Origin of the sequence: Pseudomonas sp. SC3(2021), from assembly GCF_019856535.1 — a bacterium.
Lineage (GTDB): Bacteria > Pseudomonadota > Gammaproteobacteria > Pseudomonadales > Pseudomonadaceae > Aquipseudomonas > Aquipseudomonas monsensis.
Window position 1 is genome coordinate 3,278,911 of record NZ_CP082236.1, and the last position, 20,438, is coordinate 3,299,348.

The following is a 20,438-nucleotide window of genomic DNA, read 5'->3' on the forward strand; positions in this document are numbered from 1 at the left end:
TGCATTGGGTTTCATGCACCTTTCAGATCAAAGCGCAGCGAGAAACTTGTCCGCCAGTTTGTCACTGTCCTTGACGTCGTTGACGTTCTCTTTCTCCGATTGCGCCAGTTGCATCTTGTCCTGCAGGCGCTGGGCGATCTCTTTGGCCACCGCCAGTTGTTTCTCCGGCGGCAGGTTGGCGATGTCTTCTTCGGTCAGGCCCATGTCCTTGAGGATACTGTCGCGCAGCCGTTGTTCCGGCGTCTTGCTCATGTAGTCCTTGAACTCGTCGGTGGCGCTTTTGCCGGTGCCGCCGGTGGCATCGGTCGATTGCAGATTGACGCGGGTCTTGGCGAACGCTTCATCGACATTGTCGCTGATGCGCGAGGCTGCACTGACCTGTTGGGTCGCATTCTGGGTGGCCGAGTCCTGCACCTTGGCCGTGGCTTCCGTGCTTTGCATCTGCACCTGGTTCTGCAGGGCTTGCAGCATCGCGCCGTGGAGGCCGCCTTGCAGACCTGCCGCCGCGGTGGCGGTGGCGTCTTCAGCCAGCCGCTTGGGCAGCGGGAGCGTTTCCATGTGTTTTGCACTGACCAACATGATGAATTGACCTGTAGGTAATGACTGACTGCCGTACAGGAGCAATTACCGTGCCCGTTGCATAAGTTGTTGTGTTTCAGGGGGTTGGCGTGTCAGCCAAGCGAAGAAGCGGTCAGCCGTTGCCGTCTCGCGGCAGAGGATGACCGCTCGGCTGTCAGCGATGGGCAATGTTCTCCAGCGCCAGATTGCGGGTGCGCGGGCCGAAATAGCCAATGGTCAGCATCACGATGAGCATGCTGCTGACGATGAACGCCAGCACCCCGGGTGTGCCGAAGTGATCGAGAAACACGCCGATCAACAGGCTGCTGAACACGGTCGACAATCGACTGAACGAATAGCAGAACCCCACCGCCCGGGCGCGGATGTTGGTGGGGAACAGTTCGCTTTGGTAAGAGTGATAACTGAAGCTCAGCCAGGCGTTGCAGAAGGTGATCATCACCCCGCAGACAATCAGGCCGAACGCGCTGGTCTGCCAGGCGAACAGGGTGCCGAAGGTCATCGAACCCAGGGCCGAACCGACGATCTGCCACTTGTTTTCGAACCGGTTGGCAAATTTCACGAACAGCAACGGCCCGAGCGGGTAGGCGAGGGTGATGATGAACGCATACATCAGGCTATGGGTGACGCTGACGCCCTGACCGGAAAGCAGCGCCGGCAACCAGTTGCCGAAACCGAAGAAGCCGATGGCCTGAAAGATGTGGAAAACGATCAGCATCAACGCGCGCCGACGATACGGCGGTTGCCAGATATCAGCGAAACGCCCCTTGCCTTCGACATCGACCGGCACGGTTTCGGGCTGATCCAGTGGCTGGCGATGATCCTTTTCGCAGCGCGCCTCGATGTCATCGAGGATGCGGTTGGCTTCGTCGAAGCGGCCATGTTGCGCGAGCCAGCGCGGCGACTCCGGCAAGCGCTTGCGCAACCACCAGATAAACAGCGCGAACACCGCGCTGGCCAGCACCACCCAGCGCCAGCCGCTGATCCCGAACGGCGCCTGCGGCACCAGCCACCACGACATGAGCGCCACCGCTGGCACCGAGAGAAACTGCACGAAAAAGGCGAAGGCGAACGCCGAGCTGCGCATGCGCTTGGGCACCAGCTCCGAGAGGTAGGCGTCGATGGTCACTAACTCGATACCCAAGCCAATGCCCACCAGAAAACGCATGCAGATAATGCCCAGCGCCGAGCTTTGAATGCCCATCAGTACCGTGGCCACTGTGTACCAGACCAGCGCAAAGGTGAAGATCGCCCGCCGGCCGAAACGATCGGCCAATGGGCTGAGCAGGCTGGCGCCGAGGAACAGGCCAAGGAACGTCGCCGAGGCAAACGCGGCCTGATCGGAGAAGCCAAACACGCCCTGATTGCCGGTGGCGAAGAGGCCGTCGCGGATCAAGCCGGGGCTGATGTAGGCGGTCTGGAACAGATCGTAGAGTTCGAAGAAACCGCCGATCGACAACAGCGCCACCAGTCGCCAGATCGTGGCGACGGCAGGGAGGCGGTCGATGCGGGCGGAAATCTCGGCGGCGCGTATCGGGTCGATGCCATCGCGTAGCGCGGTGGCGGGGGCGTGAGCAGTCATCGGCTGATCCATTTTTTATTGATGGAAAAGCTTAGCCTGCTATCGGAGTTCACGGATTGTGAATATCGGCGGTTTACCCGGAAAAGCCGCCGATTTCTTGCAATAACTGGTTACCAATTAACGATTTATGCCGCGGCGGGCGAATCGGGCAGCGCCGACGCCGGCAAGCCGAAGACGCGATCGAACAGCCAGTTAAAGGCGAACGTGTAGCACGGGATGAAGATGATCAACGCCAGATCCAGCAGGAATGCCTGCACCAGACTGATGTTCATCCACCACGCGATCAGCGGAATCAGAAACACGATCAGCGTCAGTTGAAAACCGACCGCGTGGGCGATCCGCCGTTTGACCGTGCGCGTGCGCGATGGCTGACGGCTTTCCCAATGCTCGAACAGCGAGGTGTAGATGAAGTTCCAGGTCACGGCGATGGTGGTGATGATCACCGCCAGCGGCCCGGTGCTGCCCGGCGAGGTGCCGGACAGCAGCGCCAGACCGAGGGCGGAGAAGGTCATGCCGATCACTTCATAGAGCGACACGTAGACCAGTTTGCGTTTGACGCCTTGCATGGGGTTTTGCCTCTTTCTTGCAGCGTGTTGGCCAGCGGGGCTGGCGAAGGCGATGAAAGATAGCTTCAATAGGCGTGACAGAAAAAGTCAGAAGCTTTCAGTTTTATTGATAGGTGGGCGGAGTGAATTTCAACAGTGACAGCATCGAACTGTTCCTCGCAGTGATCGAGCGCGGTTCGTTTTCCGCCGCCGCCCGGGCCTTGGGCAAAGTCCCCTCGGCGGTGAGCATGGGCATCGGCAACCTTGAGGCGGAACTCGGTTATTCGCTGTTCGACCGCAGCCATCGCGAGCCGAAACCGACGGCCATGGCCCTGTCGCTGGTGCCTCACGCACGGCTGATCGCCGAGCAACTCAAGCAGTTGCAAGTCCACGCGGTGGAACTGTCGTTGGGGCTGGAGAGCAAGTTGTCGATTGGCGTGGTTGCCGATATCGACCGTCGGCGTTTGCTGGCCGCGATCAAGGTGATTGCCGAGCGCCATCCGCTGCTCGACATCGAAGTGCTGACTGCGCCGCAGGATGACGTGCTGGCGATGTTGCACAGCGGCCGGGTCAGCGTGTGCCTGGCGTTTGCCGGGTTGAGCATGAACGTGCTGGAGCGCTTTCAGTTCGTCGGCAGCGAACGGATGATTGCCACGCTGGCGGCGGACAGTCCGTTGTTGCAGGGGCAGGATCTGTTTCTCGAAGACCTGGTGCACGTGCGGCAGATCTTCGTCGCCAGTCGTGATTTGCCGATCAGCGAAACCCGACCGCTGGTGGCCGAATCGCATTGGCGCACCGACACCCTGGAAGCGGCGCTGGAGATGGTCGAGGCGGGACTGGGCTGGGGCAATTTCCCGTTGTCGGTGGTGCAGCCGTGGCTGGACAGCGGGCGTTTGAAGCGGCTGAATTTCCGCAACATCGAAAACGGTCTGGTGCTGCCGGTGCATGCGGTGTGGCTCAAGAGCCAGCCGTTACAGAAGGGTGCGTTGGCGCTGGTCGAACTCCTGGGCGATTGAATCCGCGCAAATCCCACAGGGATTGCGGTTAAACCTCGGATTTGAGAACGCCAGAAAAAACTGTGGGAGCTGGCTTGCCAGCGATAGCAATGGGTCAGTCAACAATTTATCGACTGACTTGAGGCCATCGCTGGCAAGCCAGCTCCCACAGGGATTTCGGGGTCAGGTACTTTCGCGGATTTTCAGTTCGAAGCCCATGTCTTCGACCGGCCGCGCCACGCTGTTGCCGGCCATCAACGTCAACATCTGCTCCGCCGCGCGCCGGCCAATCGCCTCGCGCGGGGTGTTGATACTGCTCAGGCGCGGCACCATGTGCTGGGACATCGGCAAGTCGTTGAAGCCAAGAATCGCCACCTGCTCGGGAATCTTGATGCCGTTGCGCAACGCTTCCAGCAAGGCACCCTGCGCGAGGTCGTCGTTGCCGAAGAAGATCGCATCGACATCCGGATGCGCCGCCAGCAGTTGCAGGAACAACTCGCCGCCCAGGCCCACCGACGATGATCGCGGGGTCAGCACTTCCAGATCCGGGTCATACCGCCCGGCCTTCTGCAACGCTTTGCGGAAACCTTCGCCGCGCAACAACGTGCGCTGATCGAGTTGCGCGCCGATGTATGCCAGACGCTTGCGCCCACGAGAGAGCAAATGTTCGGCCGCTGTTTCCCCGGCACTGAGTTGCGAGAAACCCACGCAATTCACGCCGGCGGCGCTGTCCAGTTCCATCATGTAGACGCAGGGAATGTTGCTGGCCTCGATCATCCGTCGCGAACTTTCCGTGCGATCAAACCCGGTCAGCAGCAAACCACGGGGCTGATAGGCCATGTAGTTGCGCAGCAGGTTTTCTTCTTCATCGCGCGAATAGTGGAAGTTGCCGATCAGCACTTCAAAGCCCTTGGGCGTCAGCACGCGATGAATGGCTTCCAGCGTATCAATGAACAACAGGTTGGACAGCGATGGCACCAACACCACCACCGAGTGGCTCTGCGCCGAGGCCAGGGCGCGGGCGGCAGGGTTGACCACGTAGTTGAGTTCGAGGGCGGCTTTCTGGACTTTTTCCACCAGTTCAGTGGCCACGGTGCTGACCCCGCGCAGGGCGCGGGAGGCGGTAATCGGGCTCACCCCGGCGAGGCGGGCAACTTCGTTAAGGGTGGGACGGCCGGTGGTGCGAGTGTTTTTATCGTTTTTAGGGGTGGTCATCGGGCGGCTTGCCAAACAAAAATCAAGGCACTAAGGTAGCGCTGTCCTGATGCAGCTGCAAATGCGTGAGCGAGGTCCTGCCTGATCCTCGCTTTTTGGCGTTGGACGAAAACCTGCTGCAACCCAAAAAAACGACAAGAAGGCGTCGGCAACTTCTGCCTGTGCACTAGAGTCATAGCTAGCAAAGGTAGCGCTGTCTGCGCGCTGAGGTGTTATATGAGTCATCCCATCACCGCCCTGGTCATCATGGGCGTTGCCGGTTGCGGCAAGACGTGCGTCAGCGAGGCCCTGTGCCAATTGAGCGGCGCCACTGCCATTGAAGGCGATACTTTCCATCCGGCCGCGAACATCGAAAAGATGAGCGCGGGGATCCCCCTGAACGACGACGACCGTGCCGGCTGGCTCGACAGCCTGTGCGATGAGTTGCGTCGTGTCGATGCGCTGGGCGAGCGCCCGGTGCTGACCTGCTCGGCCCTTAAACACAGTTATCGCGAAGTGCTGCGCAGTGCCTTGCCGGGCCTGGGCTTCGTGTTTCTTGAGCTGACCCCTGAAGTGGCCGCCGAGCGTGTGTCCCACCGCCCGGGTCATTTCATGCCGGCCACGTTGATCGAAAGCCAGTTCGCCACGCTCGAATCGCCGAAAGGCGAGCCGTTGACCCTGGCGCTGAATGCCTCGATTCACAGTGTTGAAGAACTGGCGGCGCAGGCTCATGTCTGGTGGCAGGCCCACGGTCTGAAACAGGCGGTATGAGTGTGTTGAAAGAGATAGCGCTGTCCTCCCGACTTCTGTTTAACCCGTTTTAATAACAACAACAATCCAGGAGACACCCCCAATGTTTGGCATGTCCCACGACGCCTACCTGCTGCTCGATGCAGTGGTCACGGTAATCGGCCTGATTATCCTGATCACCAAATTCAAGATTCACCCGTTCATTTCCCTGACCATCGCGGCCGCGTTCCTCGGCCTGACGTCCGGCATGCCGATCGGCACCATCATCAAGGCGTTCCAGGACGGCTTCGGTGGCGTGCTCGGTTTCGTCGGCATCATCCTGGCGCTGGGCACCATGCTCGGCAAAATGATGGCCGAATCCGGCGGTGCCGACCAGATCGCCCAGACCCTGATCCGCGCCTTCGGCAAAGACAAGGTCCAGTGGGCGATGATGTTCGCCGCGTTTCTGGTGGGCATTCCGCTGTTCTTCGAAATCGGCTTTGTGCTGCTGATTCCGTTGGTGTTCATCGTTGCCCGTCGCACTGGTGTGTCGATCATCAAGATCGGTATCCCGCTGCTCGCCGGCCTGTCCGCCGTGCACGGTCTGGTGCCGCCGCACCCGGGGCCGCTGCTGGCCATCGGCGTATTCGGTGCTGACATCGGCAAGACCATTCTTTACGGTCTGATCGTTGCGCTGCCGACGGCAATCATTGCCGGTCCGATCTTCGGTACGTTTATCGCCAAGCACATTCCGGGTCACCCGAATCAGGAACTGGTCGATCAACTGGCCCGCGAAAATGACGACTCGACAACGCTGCCTAGCTTCAGCATCACCCTGATCACCGTGCTGTTGCCGGTGTTCCTGATGCTGCTGAAAACCTTCGCGGACGTGGCGCTGCCGGACGGTCATTTCTTCCGCACCTGGATGGACATGATCGGTCACCCGATCTCGGCACTGCTGCTGGCCTTGCTGCTGTCGCTGTACACCTTCGGGCACAAGCAGGGCATCGGTTCCCAGCAGATGCTCAAGTGGCTCGACGCGAGCCTGGCGCCGACCGCTGCGATCATCCTGATCATCGGCGCCGGCGGTGGCTTCAAGCAGATGCTGGTGACCAGTGGTGTAGGTGACGTGATCGGCCACATGGCGGTGAGCGCACAGATCTCGCCGATCCTGCTGGCGTGGCTGGTGGCGGCGGTGATTCGTATCGCTACCGGTTCGGCAACTGTGGCGACCATTACCGGCGCGGGCATTGTCGTGCCGGTGGTCGGGATGATCCCGGGTGTCAACCGTGAGCTGCTGGTACTCGCGACTGGCGCGGGTTCGTTGATCCTGTCCCACGTTAACGACGCCGGTTTCTGGCTGGTGAAGCAGTACTTCAACATGACCGTGGCCGAGACGTTCAAGACCTGGACGGCGATGGAAACCATCCTGTCCATCGTCGCGTTGGGCTTTATCCTGCTGTTGTCGCTGTTCGTTTAAGCGGCTTCTTGCAGGCACAAAAAAACCGCAGCGATGCGGTTTTTTTGTGGGGGGATTTCGTGCTTCACCCAAAACCAATGTGGGAGCGAGCCTGCTCGCGAAAGCGGTGGGTCAGTCAGCTTTGATGTAGCTGACACGACGCCTTCGCGAGCAAGCTCGCTCCCACAGGGGATAGGTGTTAGCCGCCAGTTTTTGCGACTAAGCCATCGGCCCGGAACATCCCGCGAATCCCGCGCACTGCCTGACGAATCCGGTCCTGGTTTTCGATCAGCGCGAAGCGCACGTGATCATCGCCATACTCACCAAAACCCACCCCCGGCGAGACGCAGACCTTGGCCTCGGCCAGCAGTTTCTTGGCGAACTCCAGCGAACCGAGGTGAGCGTAGGCCTCGGGAATCTTCGCCCAGACATACATCGAAGCCTTCGGATTCTCGACCATCCAGCCCAGTTCATGCAGGCCTTTGACCAGTACGTTGCGGCGTTGGCGATACTGCTCGGCGATGTCGCGCACGCACTGCTGATCACCTTCCAGCGCGGCAATCGCCGCCACTTGCAGCGGGGTGAAGGTGCCGTAGTCGTGGTAGCTCTTGATCCGCGCCAGCGCATTGACCAGTTCCGGGTTGCCGACCATGAAACCGATCCGCCAGCCGGCCATGTTGTAGCTCTTGGACAGGGTGAAAAACTCCACCGCTATGTCCTTGGCGCCCGGCACCTGCATGATCGACGGGGCTTTCCAGCCGTCGTAGACGATGTCGGCGTACGCCAGGTCGTGAATCACCAGCACGTCGTACTGTTTGGCGAGGGCGATCACCCGTTCGAAGAAATCCAGCTCCACGCACTGTGCGGTGGGGTTGGACGGGAAGCCGAGGATCATCATCTTCGGCTTCGGGATCGAGCCGCGGATGGCGCGTTCCAGTTCGGCGAAGAAGTCCACGCCCGGCACCAACGGCACCGAACGTACCTGGGCGCCGGCAATCACTGCGCCGTAGATGTGAATCGGGTAACTCGGGTTCGGCACCAGTACGGTGTCGCCCTGATCCAGGGTCGCCAGCATCAGGTGCGCCAGGCCTTCTTTGGAGCCGATGGTGACAATGGCTTCGCTTTCCGGGTCGATGTCGACCGCGTAGCGTTCCTTGTACCAGTTGGAAATCGCCCGACGCAGGCGCGGAATGCCCTTGGACGTGGAGTAACCGTGGGTGTCTTCGCGCTGGGCGACCTGCACCAGTTTTTCGACAATGTGCGGCGGCGTGGCCCCGTCGGGGTTGCCCATGCTCAGGTCGATGATGTCTTCACCACGCCGCCTGGCGGCCATCTTCAGTTCGGCGGTGATGTTGAAAACGTAAGGGGGGAGTCGATCTATGCGCGCAAAGCGGCGCGGCGAACCTTGTTCAGCCATTGTTGCCTCGGATAACGTAAGCGCCCGGAACCGTCCGAGCGACGCTGGTCACTGCGGTGACCTGTTGGCGAAGATAAGGGCTGTGATGGCAGACTGTCCAGCCCCCCGGTGTTCAAACAATCGTTAAACACATTTTTCCCAAGGAAATCGGTAGATGGAATTCACCAGCGGCTTCTTGCTGAGCCTCTCGCTGTGCCTGGATATCGGCGTGGCCAACATCGCGATGATTACCCTGGCGATGCAGCGCGGTTACTTCCAGGGCTTCGCGCTGGGCCTCGGTACCTGCGTCGGTGATCTGATCTACGCGGTGCTGGCGCTGGCCGGGATGACCGTGCTGCTGCAATACGAAACGGTGCGCTGGGTCCTGTGGATCGGCGGTTCGGCGCTGCTGATCTATTTCGCGGCGAAGATGATCTACTCGGCGATTCACCACGAGGCGCAACTGGCGGCGACCGCAGAAGTGGGGCAGAACTCGCACCGCAAGGAGTTCTTTCGCGGGATCTTCCTCGCCATGTCCTCGCCGAGCGCGATTCTGTGGTTCGCGGCAGTGGGCGGCACCTTGATCGCCCGTTCCGGCGGTGGTGGTCCGGTCAGTTCGGCGCTGTTCCTCGGCGGGTTTCTCTGCGCCGGGCTGCTGTGGTCGGCCGGTTTGTGCTTTGCCGCGAGCCACGGCGGCAAGTTGCTCGGCGACAAGCTGTTGCGTTACTCCTACATGGCATCGGCGGCGATCTTCTGCTATTTCGCGGTTTACGTGATCGTATCCGGTTATAACGAGTTCGTTGGCTCCGGGGCGGCCGACCAGTTGCACGCCTTGTAACATTGCGAATCGGGTTTGGCTTCTATACTCACCTGCCGAACCCCTTTTTTTGTTCCAGGAGTCGAGTCATGGATGAGCAAAAACGCGTCGAAGTGTCAGAACCTCGCTTCGAACATGGACACTTCCTGCTGATTGCAGGATTTCGTGGACGATTTACCCAGGACAGCGCCAAGGACATCCCCGCACTGTGGGAAAAGTTCTTGCCGCACCTGGGAAAGATACAGGGACAAAAAAACGAAGTGACCTACGGCGTCTGCAGTAACTTCGATGGCCAGGGCGGCTTCGATTACATCGCCGGGGTGGAAATCAGCAAGCTCGATGACCTTGACCAGAAGGTCTACCAGTGGATCGAAGTGTTGCCCAGGCAGTATGCGGTGTTCGAGCACAAGGGACCGCTCGATCAGTTGCCGCAGACTCTGCAGTACATTTACAAGACCTGGCTGCCGACGTCCCATTACGTGGAGCTCAACGCGCCGGAAATCGAGCGTTACAGCGCCGATTTCAATCCGCGGCTGCACACCGGCAAACTGGAAATCTGCGTACCGGTCGACACCCGGGCCTGAGCGCATAAGCATGAGGCGGATCAATGATCCGCCTCATGCTGTTCAACCGCGTTTACCTTTGCCCACCCGTCGCGCCCGCAACAGGTCGATGCCCAGGGTGATAAAGCCGAACGTACTGATGCCCAACACCATCAACAGGCCGATTTCCACGCTGCTCATAAGCGGTTTCCCCCAAGGGTGATCAGAGACACGCCTCAGAAATAGCTCGCCGCCGGCACGAAGAAAAGCGCTTATACGCAGGCTTTACGCGCCCTGCACAGATCGATATGGGCACCTTATTCCTTTATGCTTTGCGCACTTTTCTCCGCTGATTTTCGAGCTGCCATGAACACCCTCATCCGCAACGTCACCGCTGCCGACCTGGACCGCTGCTACGCCATCGAAACCGTTGCCTATGAAGGCGATGAAGCCGCCACCCGCGAGAAGATCGCCACCCGCATCGCCACCTGGCCGCAAGGCTTCATCGTCGCCGAGGTGGACGGGGTGGTCGCCGGTTTCGTCAACTCCGGTGCGGCGTTTGATGTGCAGATGTCGGACGAGGCGTTCAAGGAGCTGATCGGCCACGATCCGCAAGGGCCGAACGTGGTGATCATGTCGGTGGTGGTGCACCCGGACTACCAGGGCCAGGGCCTGGCCAAGCGCCTGATGGCCGAGTTCATCGAACGCATGCGCGTAATGGATAAAGCGACGATTCATCTGATGTGCAAGGAGAAGCATATCCCGCTTTATGCCGGGTTTGGCTTTGCCTACATCAAGCCGTCAGAGTCCGATCATGGCGGGATGGCGTGGCACGAGATGATCCTCACTATGTAAGACATCACTCATAACCTGTGGGAGCTGGCAAGCCAGCTCCCACAGGTTCTAGCGGTGTTTGCAATTCCCCGTTCAGTAGAGAGTGTCGCTTACTCTTTTCGGCGCTTCCCGATCGTAGGTCTCGGCATCAAACTGCCCGTCATTCAGGCGCTTGTGAAAGGCGCCGGCGGAGGGCAGGGCCGAGCGCGGCAGGTGGGTTTGCGGGTTCCACGCGTCCGAACGTACAAACGCTTTCGAACAATGAAAAAACGCTGCCTCCACCGTCACCAGCAACACCGTTTTCGCCGGTTTGCCATTCACCGCAAAGCTTTCCAGCAGTTCGGGATCTGCACTGATGGTCGCGGTGCCATTGACCCGCAGCGTCTCGCCAATCCCCGGAATGATAAACAGCAGCGACACTCGCGGATCGTGCAGCACATTGCGCAGGGTGTCGATGCGGTTGTTGCCCGGGCGATCCGGCAGGGCCAGGGTGTTTTGATCAATGATCCGTACAAATCCTGGCGCATCACCCCGCGGCGAATTGTCGAGACCGTCGGCGCCCACCGAACTGACGATCACCAGCGGCGACAGGCGCACCATCGCCTGATAGTCCTCGTTGAGAAAGCCGATCTGCTTGCGCACCGCGCGCTCGTGGGGCAATCCGTATATCGCTTCCAGTGCTTCGATTGACTCGATCATCGTGCAATCCTTGCTGACTCAGAAAAACAGCCCCATGCGCCGCTCGTAACCGACCCGGCCCTTGTACGCTTCGCCGCTGTCGACGAAGCCGTATTTGGCGTACAGCGCGATCGCTGCGTCGTTATCCGCATCCACCGACAGCTCCAGGCCCTTGATCTCCGGCCATGCTTCACGCGCCACGGCGGGCAACGCTTGCAGGCAGGCCTTGCCGTAACCCTTGCCCTGCGCCCGATGGTCGACCTGCAAAGCGTGCAGGGTGGCGCTGTGTGCATCGGCCCAGTCCGGCAACACGGGCGGGCGCTTGAGCAGCAGGAACGCCACCGGTACTTCCTCCGCCAGCAGCGCGAAGCCCTTCACGCCGGGGCCGGGTCTGGACAGCAGCGTGTGCAGCGCGCCGTGGATGTCGCCGGAAAACTTGATCTGCTCGGGATGGATTTCAATCGCCTCGACTTGCTGACGCTGCAATGGGCTCAGGCTGTCGTACGGCACGAGTTGGGCTGACACGGGAATTTCCTTTTTCCTACAAAGATAAGCCTCGGATTCTAGCGATTTTGTCTTCGGCGGAAATTTTTTGTTTCGTCTGTCGATCCGTTCGATGGCTGAACGACTAAGGGTGTCTTCACCACAAAAACCGGAGAACACCATGAGCGCACACGCTGACATCCAGAGCCTGATCAATACTTACCGCGAGGCGGTGATGAGCAAAAACGTCGAGCAAGTCATGGCGTTGTACGCCGACGACATCGTCTCGTTCGATGCGATCAAGGCCCTGCAATTCAAGGGCAAGGCGGCCTACCGCGCACACTGGGAAGCCTGCATGGAAATGTGTGCCGGCCCGCACGTTTTCGAGTTCCACGAGATCGCCATCGAGACTGCCGACAACCTCGCCTTCGCCCACTGGGTCGCGCATTGCGGCGGGACCAACGACAAGGGCGAAACCCAGAGCTGCTGGATGCGCGCCACCGCGTGTTATCGGCAGGTGGGCGGGACGTGGAAGATTGCCCACGAGCATTGGTCGGCCCCGTTCGATCCGATGAGCGGCGCCACGCTGTTCGACGTGCAGCCCTGATCTTCAGCCATAGTTGATCCGTTCGAATCAGGAGAAAGCCATGAAGTATCTATGCCTGGTCTACAGCGATGAGCGCCTGCTGCACACGTCGCCCGACAGCCCGGAAGACGCCGAATGCTGGGCGTATGCCGAGTCGATTCAGGGCAGCGGCCGCATGGTTGCCGCCGAAGCGTTGGAGTCGGTGCAGACCGCGACCACGGTGCGCATGCGCAACGGCAAGCTGTCGATCACCGATGGCCCGTTCGCGGAAACCAAGGAGCAACTGGCCGGTTTCTACCTGATCGATGCCAAGGACCTCAACGAAGCGATTCAGGTCGCCGGCAACATTCCGGCGGCCCGGGTCGGCAGCGTCGAAGTGCGCCCGGTGCGGCAGCTGAATGTCTGACGTCCGGGCGCGGGTCGAGCAGGTCTATCGCGAGGATTCGCGGCGGATCCTCGCGACGCTGATTCGCCTGCTCGGCGATTTCGACCTCGCCGAAGAAGCCTTGCACGAGGCGTTCTTCGTCGCGGTCGAGCGCTGGCAGCGCGACGGTGTGCCGGACAATCCGCGCACCTGGCTGGTGTCCACCGGGCGCTTCAAGGCCATCGACGTGTTGCGCCGACGTGCGCGTTTCAAAGCCTCGCAGCCGTTGCTGCGGGCGCAACTTGAAGAACTGGAACAGGCCGACTGGAGTGGCGAAGATGTGGAAGACGATCGCCTGCGGTTGATCTTCACCTGCTGTCACCCGGCGCTGGCGGCGGATGCGCAAGTGCCGCTGACCTTGCGCGAAGTCTGCGATCTCACCACTGAAGAAATTGCTCGCGCCTTTCTCTCGGCGCCGGCGGCCATCGCCCAGCGCATCGTGCGGGCCAAAGCCAAGATCCGTGACGCGAAAATCCCCTATCAAGTCCCCGGCCTGAGCGAACTGCCCGAACGCCTCGACAGCGTGTTGCGGGTGATCTATCTGGTGTTTAACGAAGGCTATTCGGCGTCGATGGGGGCTGAACTGATCCGTGAAGACCTGACCCGTGAGGCGATCAGGCTCGGGCGTTTGCTGATGGAGCTGCTGCCGGAACCGGAGGTGATGGGGCTGTTGGCGTTGATGCTGCTGCACGAGTCGCGGCGGCCGGCGCGTACCTCGCCGGACGGCGAGTTGGTACTGCTGGATGACCAGGACCGCTCGCGCTGGGATGCCGGGCTGATTGTCGAAGGTTGCGCACTGGTGGAGCGGGCGCTGACCACGCGGCGATTCGGCCCGTATTGCCTGCAAGCGGCGATTGCTGCGGTGCATGCCGAGGCGCCTTCAGCGGCGCAAACGGATTGGCAGCAGATCGTCGGGCTGTATGACGTATTGCTCCGAGCGATGCCATCGCCGGTGATCGAACTGAACCGCGCGGTGGCGGTGGCCAAACGGGATGGGGCGTTGGCCGGGTTGACGCTGATCGAGGGGATCCTGGATCGCGGCGAATTGCAGGATTACCACCTGGCGCATTCGGCGCGGGCGGAGTTCTGTCGGCAGTTGGGGCGGGTGGAGCAGGCGCGGCTGGCGTATCGGCGAGCGCTGGAGCTGACGCGGCAGGAGCCGGAGCGGCGGTTTATCGAGGGGCGGCTGAGCGAACTGGATTGACCCGAGACCTTCAGTGGCAGTGTCGGCCTCTTCGCGAGCAAGCTCGCTCCCACAGGTGATCGCATTCCAAATGTGGGAGCGAGCTTGCTCGCGAAGAGGTCAGTAAGGCCTGTATCAATAAACCAGGCCTGCTCGCGAATGGGCGCGCCACCTATTCCAGCATCTTGCTCAACAACCAGCTCCCCGCCGGCCCTGGCGGATAAATCCGCGACCACAACGCATCGACGTACACCGGTCGTGGCCAGCCGCGCACGGTCAGTTCCACCAGCGAGCCATTACCGAAGCGCCCCACCAGCCAGCGCGGCAGCGCCGCCCAGCCAAAGCCCATCTCGGCCATTTCCATCAACATCAGGTAACTCGGTGCGGACCACACCCGGCCCTTCGCCCGGCTGTCGTAGGGATTGACGATGGTCGCCAGCCGCAACTCGCGATGCTGCTGCAGAACCGTCTGATCGATATTTTCGACGCCGGTCAGGTTGTGGTCGTCCTTCACGAACAGGGCAATGTCTGTGCGCTCGGCCACCGTCGAGGTCACCAGATCCGGCGGATAGCTGTCCTGCATTTCGGCAAACGCCAGATGTGCGCGACCACGCTGGACCAGTTCGATGAGGTCGTCGCACTCGGCGATCAGGCATTCCAGCTCCAGATCGGGATAACGCTGCTCGAACTCGACCAGCGCCGCTTCGAAGCGCGCCGATTGGTAGGTATCGGAAAGCGCCACGGTCAGCTTCGGCTCGACGCCTTCGGCCAGTTGCCGCGCCGTCATCTCCATGCGACTGCTGGCCGCCAGAATCGCTTCGGCCCGTTGCAGCATCACATGGCCGGCCGGGGTCAGGCTCGGTTTGCGGCTGGTGCGATCGAACAGTTGCAGATCGAGGTCGATCTCCAGGCTGGCCACTGCCGCGCTGATGGTCGACTGACTGCGCCCCAGTTTGCGCGCCGCCGCCGAGAACGAACCTTGGGTCGCCGCCTGGACGAACGCCAGCAGCACTTCCTGCGAAATCATCAACTATCGCCTTGGTAGATGGTTATTGGTTATGAAGTATCGGTATCCAGGTGGATCATGGCAACCATCTTCACAGAGGAGTCAGGCCATGACTGCCAATAAATCCATCGTTGAACGAATTTGCCAGGCCATCGGTTTCGAACTGCTGGCGATCCTGATCTGTACCCCGTTGCTGGCGTGGATCATGGATAAACCGCTGCTCGACATGGGCGCGGTGACCGTGCTGATCGCGTTGTTGGCACTGGCGTGGAACGTGGTGTTCAACCGCTTCTTCGACCGCATGCTTGCGCGCCTGAACGTCGCCCACACCGCTTGGGTACGCGTGATCCATGCGCTGCTGTTCGAAGGGGGCTTGATCGTGATGGGCGTGCCGCTGATTGCCTGGTGGCTGTCGGTCAGCCTGTGGCAGGCGTTCCTGCTGGACATCGGCGTGCTGCTGTTCTTCCTGCCGTACACCTACGTGTATCACTGGGGCTATGACGTGGTGCGGGAGCGCTTCTTGATGTCGCGTGCGGTTTAAATCCGCACTACAACCTGTGGCGAGGAGCGCTTGCTCCCTCGCCACAATGTGTGTTCGCGGATTTCAGTGTCAGAGGAACATCCCGCCCGACGCTTCAACCCGCTGGCCATTGATCCACTGGCCACCCGGCGACAGCAGCAACGCCAGCGCGCCACCAATGTCGTCCGGCTGCCCGGCACGGCCCAGTGCGGTGTTGCTGGCGACCATCGCATTGATGGCTGAGTTGTCGCGCACCGCACCGCCACCGAAGTCAGTCTCGATTGCCCCCGGCGCCAGAATGTTCACGCCGATCTGCCGTGCACCGAGTTCCTTGGCCTGATAGCGGGTCAGCACTTCCATTGCCCCTTTCATTGCCGCGTAGGCGCCGTAGCCCGGCAGGCTGAAGCGGGTCAGGCCGCTGGAAATGTTGATGATGCGCCCGCCGTCGTTGATCAGCGGCAGCAATTGCTGGGTCAGGAAGAACGGCCCTTTGAGCTGGATGTTCATCAGCAGGTCGAACTGCTCTGGCGTGGTCTCGGCGAACAGCGCGTGCACACCGATCCCGGCGTTGTTGATCAGGAAATCGAAGCGCGAACGTCCGAAGGTCTCTTGCAACGCCTGCTCAATCCGTACGCCGAAATCGGCGAAGCTGTCGCTGCGGCCGACGTCCAGTTGCAGCATCACGGCTTTGGCGCCGCGGTGTTCCAGTTCTGCCACCAGCGCCTGGGCTTCATCGGCGCGGCTGTGGTAAGTGCCAATGATGTCGATGCCCTGGGCGGCGAGGTGCAGTGCGGCGTTTTTGCCCAGGCCACGACTGGCACCGGTGATCAATGCGATTTTGCGATTCATGTGAAATCCTCGATTGCGGTGAGTGGTGTTGAGCAAAGTTTATTTATCCGCCATGAGGTGATAAACAGACTGAAACCGGAATCACTGGTCGGATCTGCCGAACAATTAACGGGTGTCCTCATGAATAAACTGGAACTGCTGCGTACCTTCGTCCGGGTCAGCGAACTGTCGAGTTTCACCCTCGCCGGCGAAAGCCTGGGGCTGCCGCGCTCGACGGTGTCCGAGCATGTGCAGGCGCTGGAAGCCCTGCTCGGTACACGCCTGCTGCAACGCACCACGCGCAAGGTGCAGGCGACGCAGGACGGTCTGGTGCTGTACGAGCGCAGCAAGGATCTGCTGTCGCACATGGACGAGATCGAGGGCTTGTTTCGTCAGGATCCGGCCTCGCTGAGCGGTCGGATTCGCGTCGACATGCCGAACATTCTCTCGCGCCGCCTGATCATGCCGCGGCTGCCCGGGTTCATGGCGCGCCACCCGAATCTTGAATTGGAGATCAGCAGCACCGACCGCCGCGTTGATCTGCTCAGCGAAGGTTTCGATTGCGTGGTGCGCATCGGCGCGCAGCCGGATCAGTCAGTGGTGGCGCGGCACCTCGGTGACTTCCCGATGATCAACTGCGCCAGCCCCGCGTACCTCGAACGTTACGGCGTGCCGCAGACGCTGGAGGATCTGGCGCAGCATCGACTGGTGCATTACGTGGGCGTGCTCGGTTCGCGCTCGGAAGGGTTTGTGTATGAACAGGACGGGCAGGTACGGCGCCTGCCGATGGCTGGCAGTGTCACGGTCAACAGCACCGATGCCTACGAGTCGGCCTGCCTCGGCGGCTTCGGCCTGATTCAGGTGCCGCGCACCGGCATGCAGCCGCATCTGGACACCGGTGAACTGGTGATTGTGCTGCCGCAGTTCACTGCGCCGGCGATGGGGATTTCAATCCTGTATGCGCGGCAACGACATTTGCCGTTGCGGGTGCGGGTGTTCATGGATTGGTTGGGCGAGGTGATTCGTTCGACGCTCTGACTCACGCCGCAGATCAACTCTAGCGAGCCTGCTCGCGATGGCGTCCTGTCAGTCGATGCAGAGGTGACAGATGTACCGCTATCGCGAGCAGGCGAAGGCCTACAAGGGAACCCGTGTTGTTCAGAAGAACCGGGTAAACAGCCAATACAGGCTGCCCGACAGCAGAATCGCCGCCGGCAGCGTCAGCACCCACGCCATCAGCAGATTGCGGATGGTCTTGATCTGCAAACCACCGCCATTGGCGACCATGGTCCCGGCCACGCCCGATGACAGCACATGGGTGGTCGATACCGGCAAACCGAACATGTCCGCTGCGCCGATGGTCAGCATCGCCACGGTTTCCGCCGAGGCGCCCTGGGCGTAGGTCAGGTGGGTCTTGCCGATTTTCTCGCCGACCGTCACCACAATCCGTTTCCAGCCGACCATGGTCCCCAGCCCCAAAGCGATGGCCACGGCGATCTTCACCCACAACGGAATGAACCGCGTAGCGTTGTCGATCTGCTGCTTGAACAGTTGCAGTTTGTCAGTGGTGTCGGCGTCGAAGTTGCCGACCTTGTTCTTGTCCATCAGGCGAATACTTTCGCTGGCCAGGTACATGTCGTTGCGCACGTTGCCCATGGCTTCGGCCGGGACTTTCGACAGCGAGCCATAGCCTTTGACCTCTTCACCAATGTGCCCGGTCAGGGCGGCGAGGGCGGGGATCAGTTGCGGCGTCGCTTGCTTGCTGCGCACGTAATCGGAGAGCACCGGACGCGGATCGGCCGGGGCCGGCAGCGGGGTGTTTTTTATCAGCGCCTGCTGGGTGACCTCGGCCACCGCGGCGAACTGCAACGCCTGATCGGCGGGCATGGTGCGGTTAAGCGCATAGGCCATCGGCAAGGTGCCGACCAGAATCAGCATGATCAGGCCCATGCCTTTCTGCCCGTCGTTGGAGCCGTGGGCGAAGGACACGCCGGTGCAGGTGACGATCAACAAACCACGAATCCACCACGGTGGCGGGGTGTTGCCTTCCGGGGCCTTGTACAGCGCACGGTTCTTCACGAACGCACGCAGGGCCAGCAGCAACAGCGCCGCGCAACCGAAACCCACCAGCGGCGACAGCAGCAAGGCGTAACCAATCTTGGTCGCCTGCGCCCAGTCCACACCGCTGGTGCCGTCGCGCCCGTGCATCAGGGCATTGGCCACGCCGACGCCGATGATCGAACCGATCAGGGTGTGCGACGACGAGGCTGGCAGGCCCAGCCACCACGTGCCGAGGTTCCACAGGATCGCCGCGATCAACAGGGCGAAGATCATCGCGAAACCGGCGGACGAACCGACCTGCAGAATCAACTCCACTGGCAGCAAAGCGATGATGCCGAACGCCACCGCGCCGCTGGACAGCAGCACCCCGAGAAAATTGAAGAACCCCGACCAGACCACCGCCACGTTCGGCGGCAGCGAGTGGGTGTAGATCACCGTTGCGACCGCGTTGGCGGTGTCGTGGAACCCGTTGACGAACTCAAAGCCCAGCGCAATCAGCAGCGCCACGCCGAGCAGCAGAAACGGCGTCCAGGTGGTGACGGTGGTGCCCAGCTCGTGCATGTCATGCATCAGGCTGTAGGCGGTGAACAGCATGCCCATGGCCAGCACTGCGAAGAAAATCACGTAAGTGAACGGGCTGGCTTTATTGTCGAGGGCGGGTCTGCCGCTGGGGGCGGACGCCTGGCGGGCGGTCAGGGAAGGAGTAGCCATGAGCGGACAATCCTGAGCGAGGAAAGGAGTGTCGCCCATGATCGTTGCTAAATATTACAGAGAAGCTGCGTCAGATCAGTGTTTGCGGGATTAGTCTGACCATTGATCCCAAGGCAATAAACAGCCGCTGCAGGCGTGAGCCTGCTCGCGATGAGGTTGGCACATTCAATACAGAGGTGCCTGCCACATCGCTATCGCGAGCAGGCTCACGCCTGCAAGGGATCTGTGCTGGGGCAGAGTATTTAGCGGGTTAGTAATCCCCACGCTTGCGAAATGCCCAGCGCCCGGCAATCACGGTGAACGTCGCCACCAGTGCCACCAGAATCCAGAACCCCTCCGGATCCGTCGCCAGCGGTACACCGCCAACGTTCATGCCGAAGAAACCGGCGATGATGTTGATCGGCAGCGCCAGCACCGTGACCACGGTGAGGGTGAACAGCGTGCGGTTGCTCTGTTCGTTGAGGTTGGCGGCGATCTCTTCCTGGAGCAACTTGATCCGCTCGCCGAGGGCGGTGAGGTCGTTGATGATCAGCGCAAACTCCTCGGTGGACTTGCGCAACTCCTTGACGTCCTCCTTTTGCAGCCACGGCGGCGGCCGGTTGAGCAGGCGCAGCAACGAGCCTGGTTCCAGCGCCAGCAGCCGTTGCAGGCGCACCAGCACGCGACGATTGGCGCCCAGTTCGGCGCGGTTGGTCGACAGGCGCGAGGAAAGCAATTCGTCCTCGACCTGGTCGACACTCATGCTGGTCTTGCGCACGATCTGTGTCAGCACTTCGCCCTGATCGCGCAGCAGGTGCACGAGCAATTCCGACGGCGAACGAAAACGCTCGCCGGCCTTCACCGACGAGCGCAGTTTGTCCACCGAGTGCAGCGGTTGCAGGCGTGCACTGACGATCAGTTTGCTGCGCACGCAGACCCACAGCGTCGACACGTCCGAGGACACCATGCTGCTGAGGTTGAACACCACGTCGTTGACCACCGCCAGCAACGCCGAATCGACGTGCTCGATGCGCGTCGAACGCGAACCTTCGTGCAGCGCTTCGAAAAACTCTTCGGGCAATTGCAGATGGCTTTTCATCCAGCGCTCACACGCGGCGTGGGCCAGGTTCAGGTGCAGCCAGAGAAATTCACCGCTGTCGCCGTCTTCTTGCAGACAGCGCAGGGCGGTGGCTGAATCGACTTCGCGGCCCTTTTCACCGGGCAGGAAACGAAAGCCGTAGAGCAAACCGAACAAGTCAGGATCACGATGACTGAGGTCGAGGCTGTGGTTCATGGAGGCTCGCTGCGAG

At 61.0% G+C, this 20,438-nt stretch carries 22 protein-coding genes; 11 read left to right on the plus strand and 11 right to left on the minus strand.

Annotated features, from left to right (window positions below; translation table 11 throughout):
• Nucleotides 1-27 precede the first annotated feature (27 nt).
• The 3 genes from K5Y35_RS14580 to K5Y35_RS14590 all read right to left on the minus strand — a co-directional run bounded on the left by K5Y35_RS14580 (nucleotide 28) and on the right by K5Y35_RS14590 (nucleotide 2,724).
• Nucleotides 28-579: a hypothetical protein gene (locus tag K5Y35_RS14580; RefSeq protein ID WP_222832229.1), complete on the minus strand. Its 552-nt coding sequence runs from the start codon at nucleotides 577-579 to the stop codon at nucleotides 28-30.
• A 154-nt stretch (nucleotides 580-733) separates the two neighbouring features.
• Nucleotides 734-2,158, minus strand: a complete 1,425-nt coding sequence (locus tag K5Y35_RS14585) for an MFS transporter (protein ID WP_222832230.1) — start codon at nucleotides 2,156-2,158, stop codon at nucleotides 734-736.
• Between the two features lie 125 nt (nucleotides 2,159-2,283).
• Nucleotides 2,284-2,724: a PACE efflux transporter gene (locus K5Y35_RS14590; RefSeq protein WP_123467101.1), complete on the minus strand. Its 441-nt coding sequence runs from the start codon at nucleotides 2,722-2,724 to the stop codon at nucleotides 2,284-2,286.
• 122 nt (nucleotides 2,725-2,846) lie between these two features.
• Here K5Y35_RS14590 and K5Y35_RS14595 point away from each other — a divergent pair, with 122 nt between their 5' ends.
• Nucleotides 2,847-3,719, plus strand: coding sequence for a LysR family transcriptional regulator (locus K5Y35_RS14595; RefSeq protein WP_123467099.1), 873 nt, complete (start codon nucleotides 2,847-2,849; stop codon nucleotides 3,717-3,719).
• Between the two features lie 162 nt (nucleotides 3,720-3,881).
• On the opposite strand, the gene K5Y35_RS14600 is transcribed toward K5Y35_RS14595, so the two are convergent.
• On the minus strand, nucleotides 3,882-4,913 hold the full coding sequence (locus tag K5Y35_RS14600; protein WP_222832231.1) for a LacI family DNA-binding transcriptional regulator: 1,032 nt from the start codon (nucleotides 4,911-4,913) through the stop codon (nucleotides 3,882-3,884).
• 216 nt (nucleotides 4,914-5,129) lie between these two features.
• Between K5Y35_RS14600 and K5Y35_RS14605 the strand changes: the two genes are divergently transcribed.
• The gene (locus K5Y35_RS14605; RefSeq protein ID WP_123467095.1) at nucleotides 5,130-5,663 is read left to right on the plus strand and encodes a gluconokinase; all 534 of its coding nucleotides are present in this window, start codon (nucleotides 5,130-5,132) and stop codon (nucleotides 5,661-5,663) included.
• Nucleotides 5,664-5,745: 82 nt separating this feature from the next.
• Nucleotides 5,746-7,101, plus strand: a complete 1,356-nt coding sequence (locus K5Y35_RS14610) for a GntP family permease (RefSeq protein WP_095048166.1) — start codon at nucleotides 5,746-5,748, stop codon at nucleotides 7,099-7,101.
• Between the two features lie 178 nt (nucleotides 7,102-7,279).
• Here the strand turns inward: K5Y35_RS14610 and alaC are convergent, their stop codons facing one another.
• Nucleotides 7,280-8,497: an alanine transaminase gene (gene alaC, locus K5Y35_RS14615; protein ID WP_222832232.1), complete on the minus strand. Its 1,218-nt coding sequence runs from the start codon at nucleotides 8,495-8,497 to the stop codon at nucleotides 7,280-7,282.
• Nucleotides 8,498-8,651: 154 nt separating this feature from the next.
• Here alaC and K5Y35_RS14620 point away from each other — a divergent pair, with 154 nt between their 5' ends.
• The 3 genes from K5Y35_RS14620 (at nucleotide 8,652) to K5Y35_RS14630 (ending at nucleotide 10,690) form a co-directional block, all read left to right on the plus strand.
• Complete coding sequence (locus K5Y35_RS14620; protein WP_123467091.1) at nucleotides 8,652-9,314, plus strand: LysE family translocator; 663 nt, start codon at nucleotides 8,652-8,654, stop codon at nucleotides 9,312-9,314.
• Between the two features lie 68 nt (nucleotides 9,315-9,382).
• Nucleotides 9,383-9,877 carry a GyrI-like domain-containing protein gene (locus K5Y35_RS14625; protein WP_123467089.1) on the plus strand — a complete coding sequence of 165 codons (495 nt, stop codon included), beginning with the start codon at nucleotides 9,383-9,385 and terminating at the stop codon, nucleotides 9,875-9,877.
• Nucleotides 9,878-10,201: 324 nt separating this feature from the next.
• Nucleotides 10,202-10,690, plus strand: a complete 489-nt coding sequence (locus K5Y35_RS14630) for a GNAT family N-acetyltransferase (protein WP_222832233.1) — start codon at nucleotides 10,202-10,204, stop codon at nucleotides 10,688-10,690.
• Between the two features lie 72 nt (nucleotides 10,691-10,762).
• Here the strand turns inward: K5Y35_RS14630 and K5Y35_RS14635 are convergent, their stop codons facing one another.
• Both K5Y35_RS14635 and K5Y35_RS14640 read right to left on the minus strand, forming a co-directional pair.
• Nucleotides 10,763-11,368 (minus strand): pyridoxamine 5'-phosphate oxidase family protein, encoded by a 606-nt coding sequence (locus tag K5Y35_RS14635; RefSeq protein ID WP_123467085.1) that lies wholly within the window; start codon nucleotides 11,366-11,368, stop codon nucleotides 10,763-10,765.
• 18 nt (nucleotides 11,369-11,386) lie between these two features.
• Complete coding sequence (locus tag K5Y35_RS14640) at nucleotides 11,387-11,872, minus strand: GNAT family N-acetyltransferase (protein WP_222832234.1); 486 nt, start codon at nucleotides 11,870-11,872, stop codon at nucleotides 11,387-11,389.
• A 139-nt stretch (nucleotides 11,873-12,011) separates the two neighbouring features.
• Here K5Y35_RS14640 and K5Y35_RS14645 point away from each other — a divergent pair, with 139 nt between their 5' ends.
• The 3 genes from K5Y35_RS14645 to K5Y35_RS14655 are packed head-to-tail and all read left to right on the plus strand — an operon-like array spanning nucleotide 12,012 to nucleotide 14,044.
• Nucleotides 12,012-12,437 carry a YybH family protein gene (locus K5Y35_RS14645; RefSeq protein WP_123467081.1) on the plus strand — a complete coding sequence of 142 codons (426 nt, stop codon included), beginning with the start codon at nucleotides 12,012-12,014 and terminating at the stop codon, nucleotides 12,435-12,437.
• Between the two features lie 40 nt (nucleotides 12,438-12,477).
• Complete coding sequence (locus K5Y35_RS14650) at nucleotides 12,478-12,822, plus strand: YciI family protein (RefSeq protein ID WP_007969364.1); 345 nt, start codon at nucleotides 12,478-12,480, stop codon at nucleotides 12,820-12,822.
• Complete coding sequence (locus K5Y35_RS14655; protein WP_222832235.1) at nucleotides 12,815-14,044, plus strand: RNA polymerase sigma factor; 1,230 nt, start codon at nucleotides 12,815-12,817, stop codon at nucleotides 14,042-14,044. The genes K5Y35_RS14650 and K5Y35_RS14655 overlap by 8 nt, the downstream gene beginning before the upstream one ends.
• 151 nt (nucleotides 14,045-14,195) lie before the next feature.
• Here K5Y35_RS14655 and K5Y35_RS14660 read toward each other — a convergent pair whose 3' ends face one another.
• Nucleotides 14,196-15,050, minus strand: a complete 855-nt coding sequence (locus tag K5Y35_RS14660) for a LysR family transcriptional regulator (protein WP_222832236.1) — start codon at nucleotides 15,048-15,050, stop codon at nucleotides 14,196-14,198.
• Nucleotides 15,051-15,138: 88 nt separating this feature from the next.
• On the opposite strand from K5Y35_RS14660, the gene K5Y35_RS14665 reads away from it, so the two are divergent.
• A complete protein-coding gene (locus K5Y35_RS14665; protein ID WP_128616035.1) occupies nucleotides 15,139-15,570 on the plus strand; it encodes a multidrug/biocide efflux PACE transporter in 432 nt (143 codons plus the stop codon).
• A gap of 69 nt (nucleotides 15,571-15,639) precedes the next feature.
• On the opposite strand, the gene K5Y35_RS14670 is transcribed toward K5Y35_RS14665, so the two are convergent.
• On the minus strand, nucleotides 15,640-16,398 hold the full coding sequence (locus K5Y35_RS14670; protein WP_222832237.1) for an SDR family NAD(P)-dependent oxidoreductase: 759 nt from the start codon (nucleotides 16,396-16,398) through the stop codon (nucleotides 15,640-15,642).
• 120 nt (nucleotides 16,399-16,518) lie between these two features.
• Between K5Y35_RS14670 and K5Y35_RS14675 the strand changes: the two genes are divergently transcribed.
• Nucleotides 16,519-17,415, plus strand: a complete 897-nt coding sequence (locus tag K5Y35_RS14675) for a LysR family transcriptional regulator (RefSeq protein ID WP_186746633.1) — start codon at nucleotides 16,519-16,521, stop codon at nucleotides 17,413-17,415.
• Between the two features lie 120 nt (nucleotides 17,416-17,535).
• Here K5Y35_RS14675 and K5Y35_RS14680 read toward each other — a convergent pair whose 3' ends face one another.
• Together K5Y35_RS14680 and K5Y35_RS14685 are read right to left on the minus strand one after the other, a co-directional pair.
• Entirely contained in the window at nucleotides 17,536-19,149 is a 1,614-nt protein-coding gene (locus K5Y35_RS14680; RefSeq protein ID WP_222832238.1) for an inorganic phosphate transporter, read from the minus strand.
• A gap of 250 nt (nucleotides 19,150-19,399) precedes the next feature.
• On the minus strand, nucleotides 19,400-20,422 hold the full coding sequence (locus K5Y35_RS14685) for a transporter (RefSeq protein WP_123467067.1): 1,023 nt from the start codon (nucleotides 20,420-20,422) through the stop codon (nucleotides 19,400-19,402).
• Nucleotides 20,423-20,438: the final 16 nt, after the last annotated feature.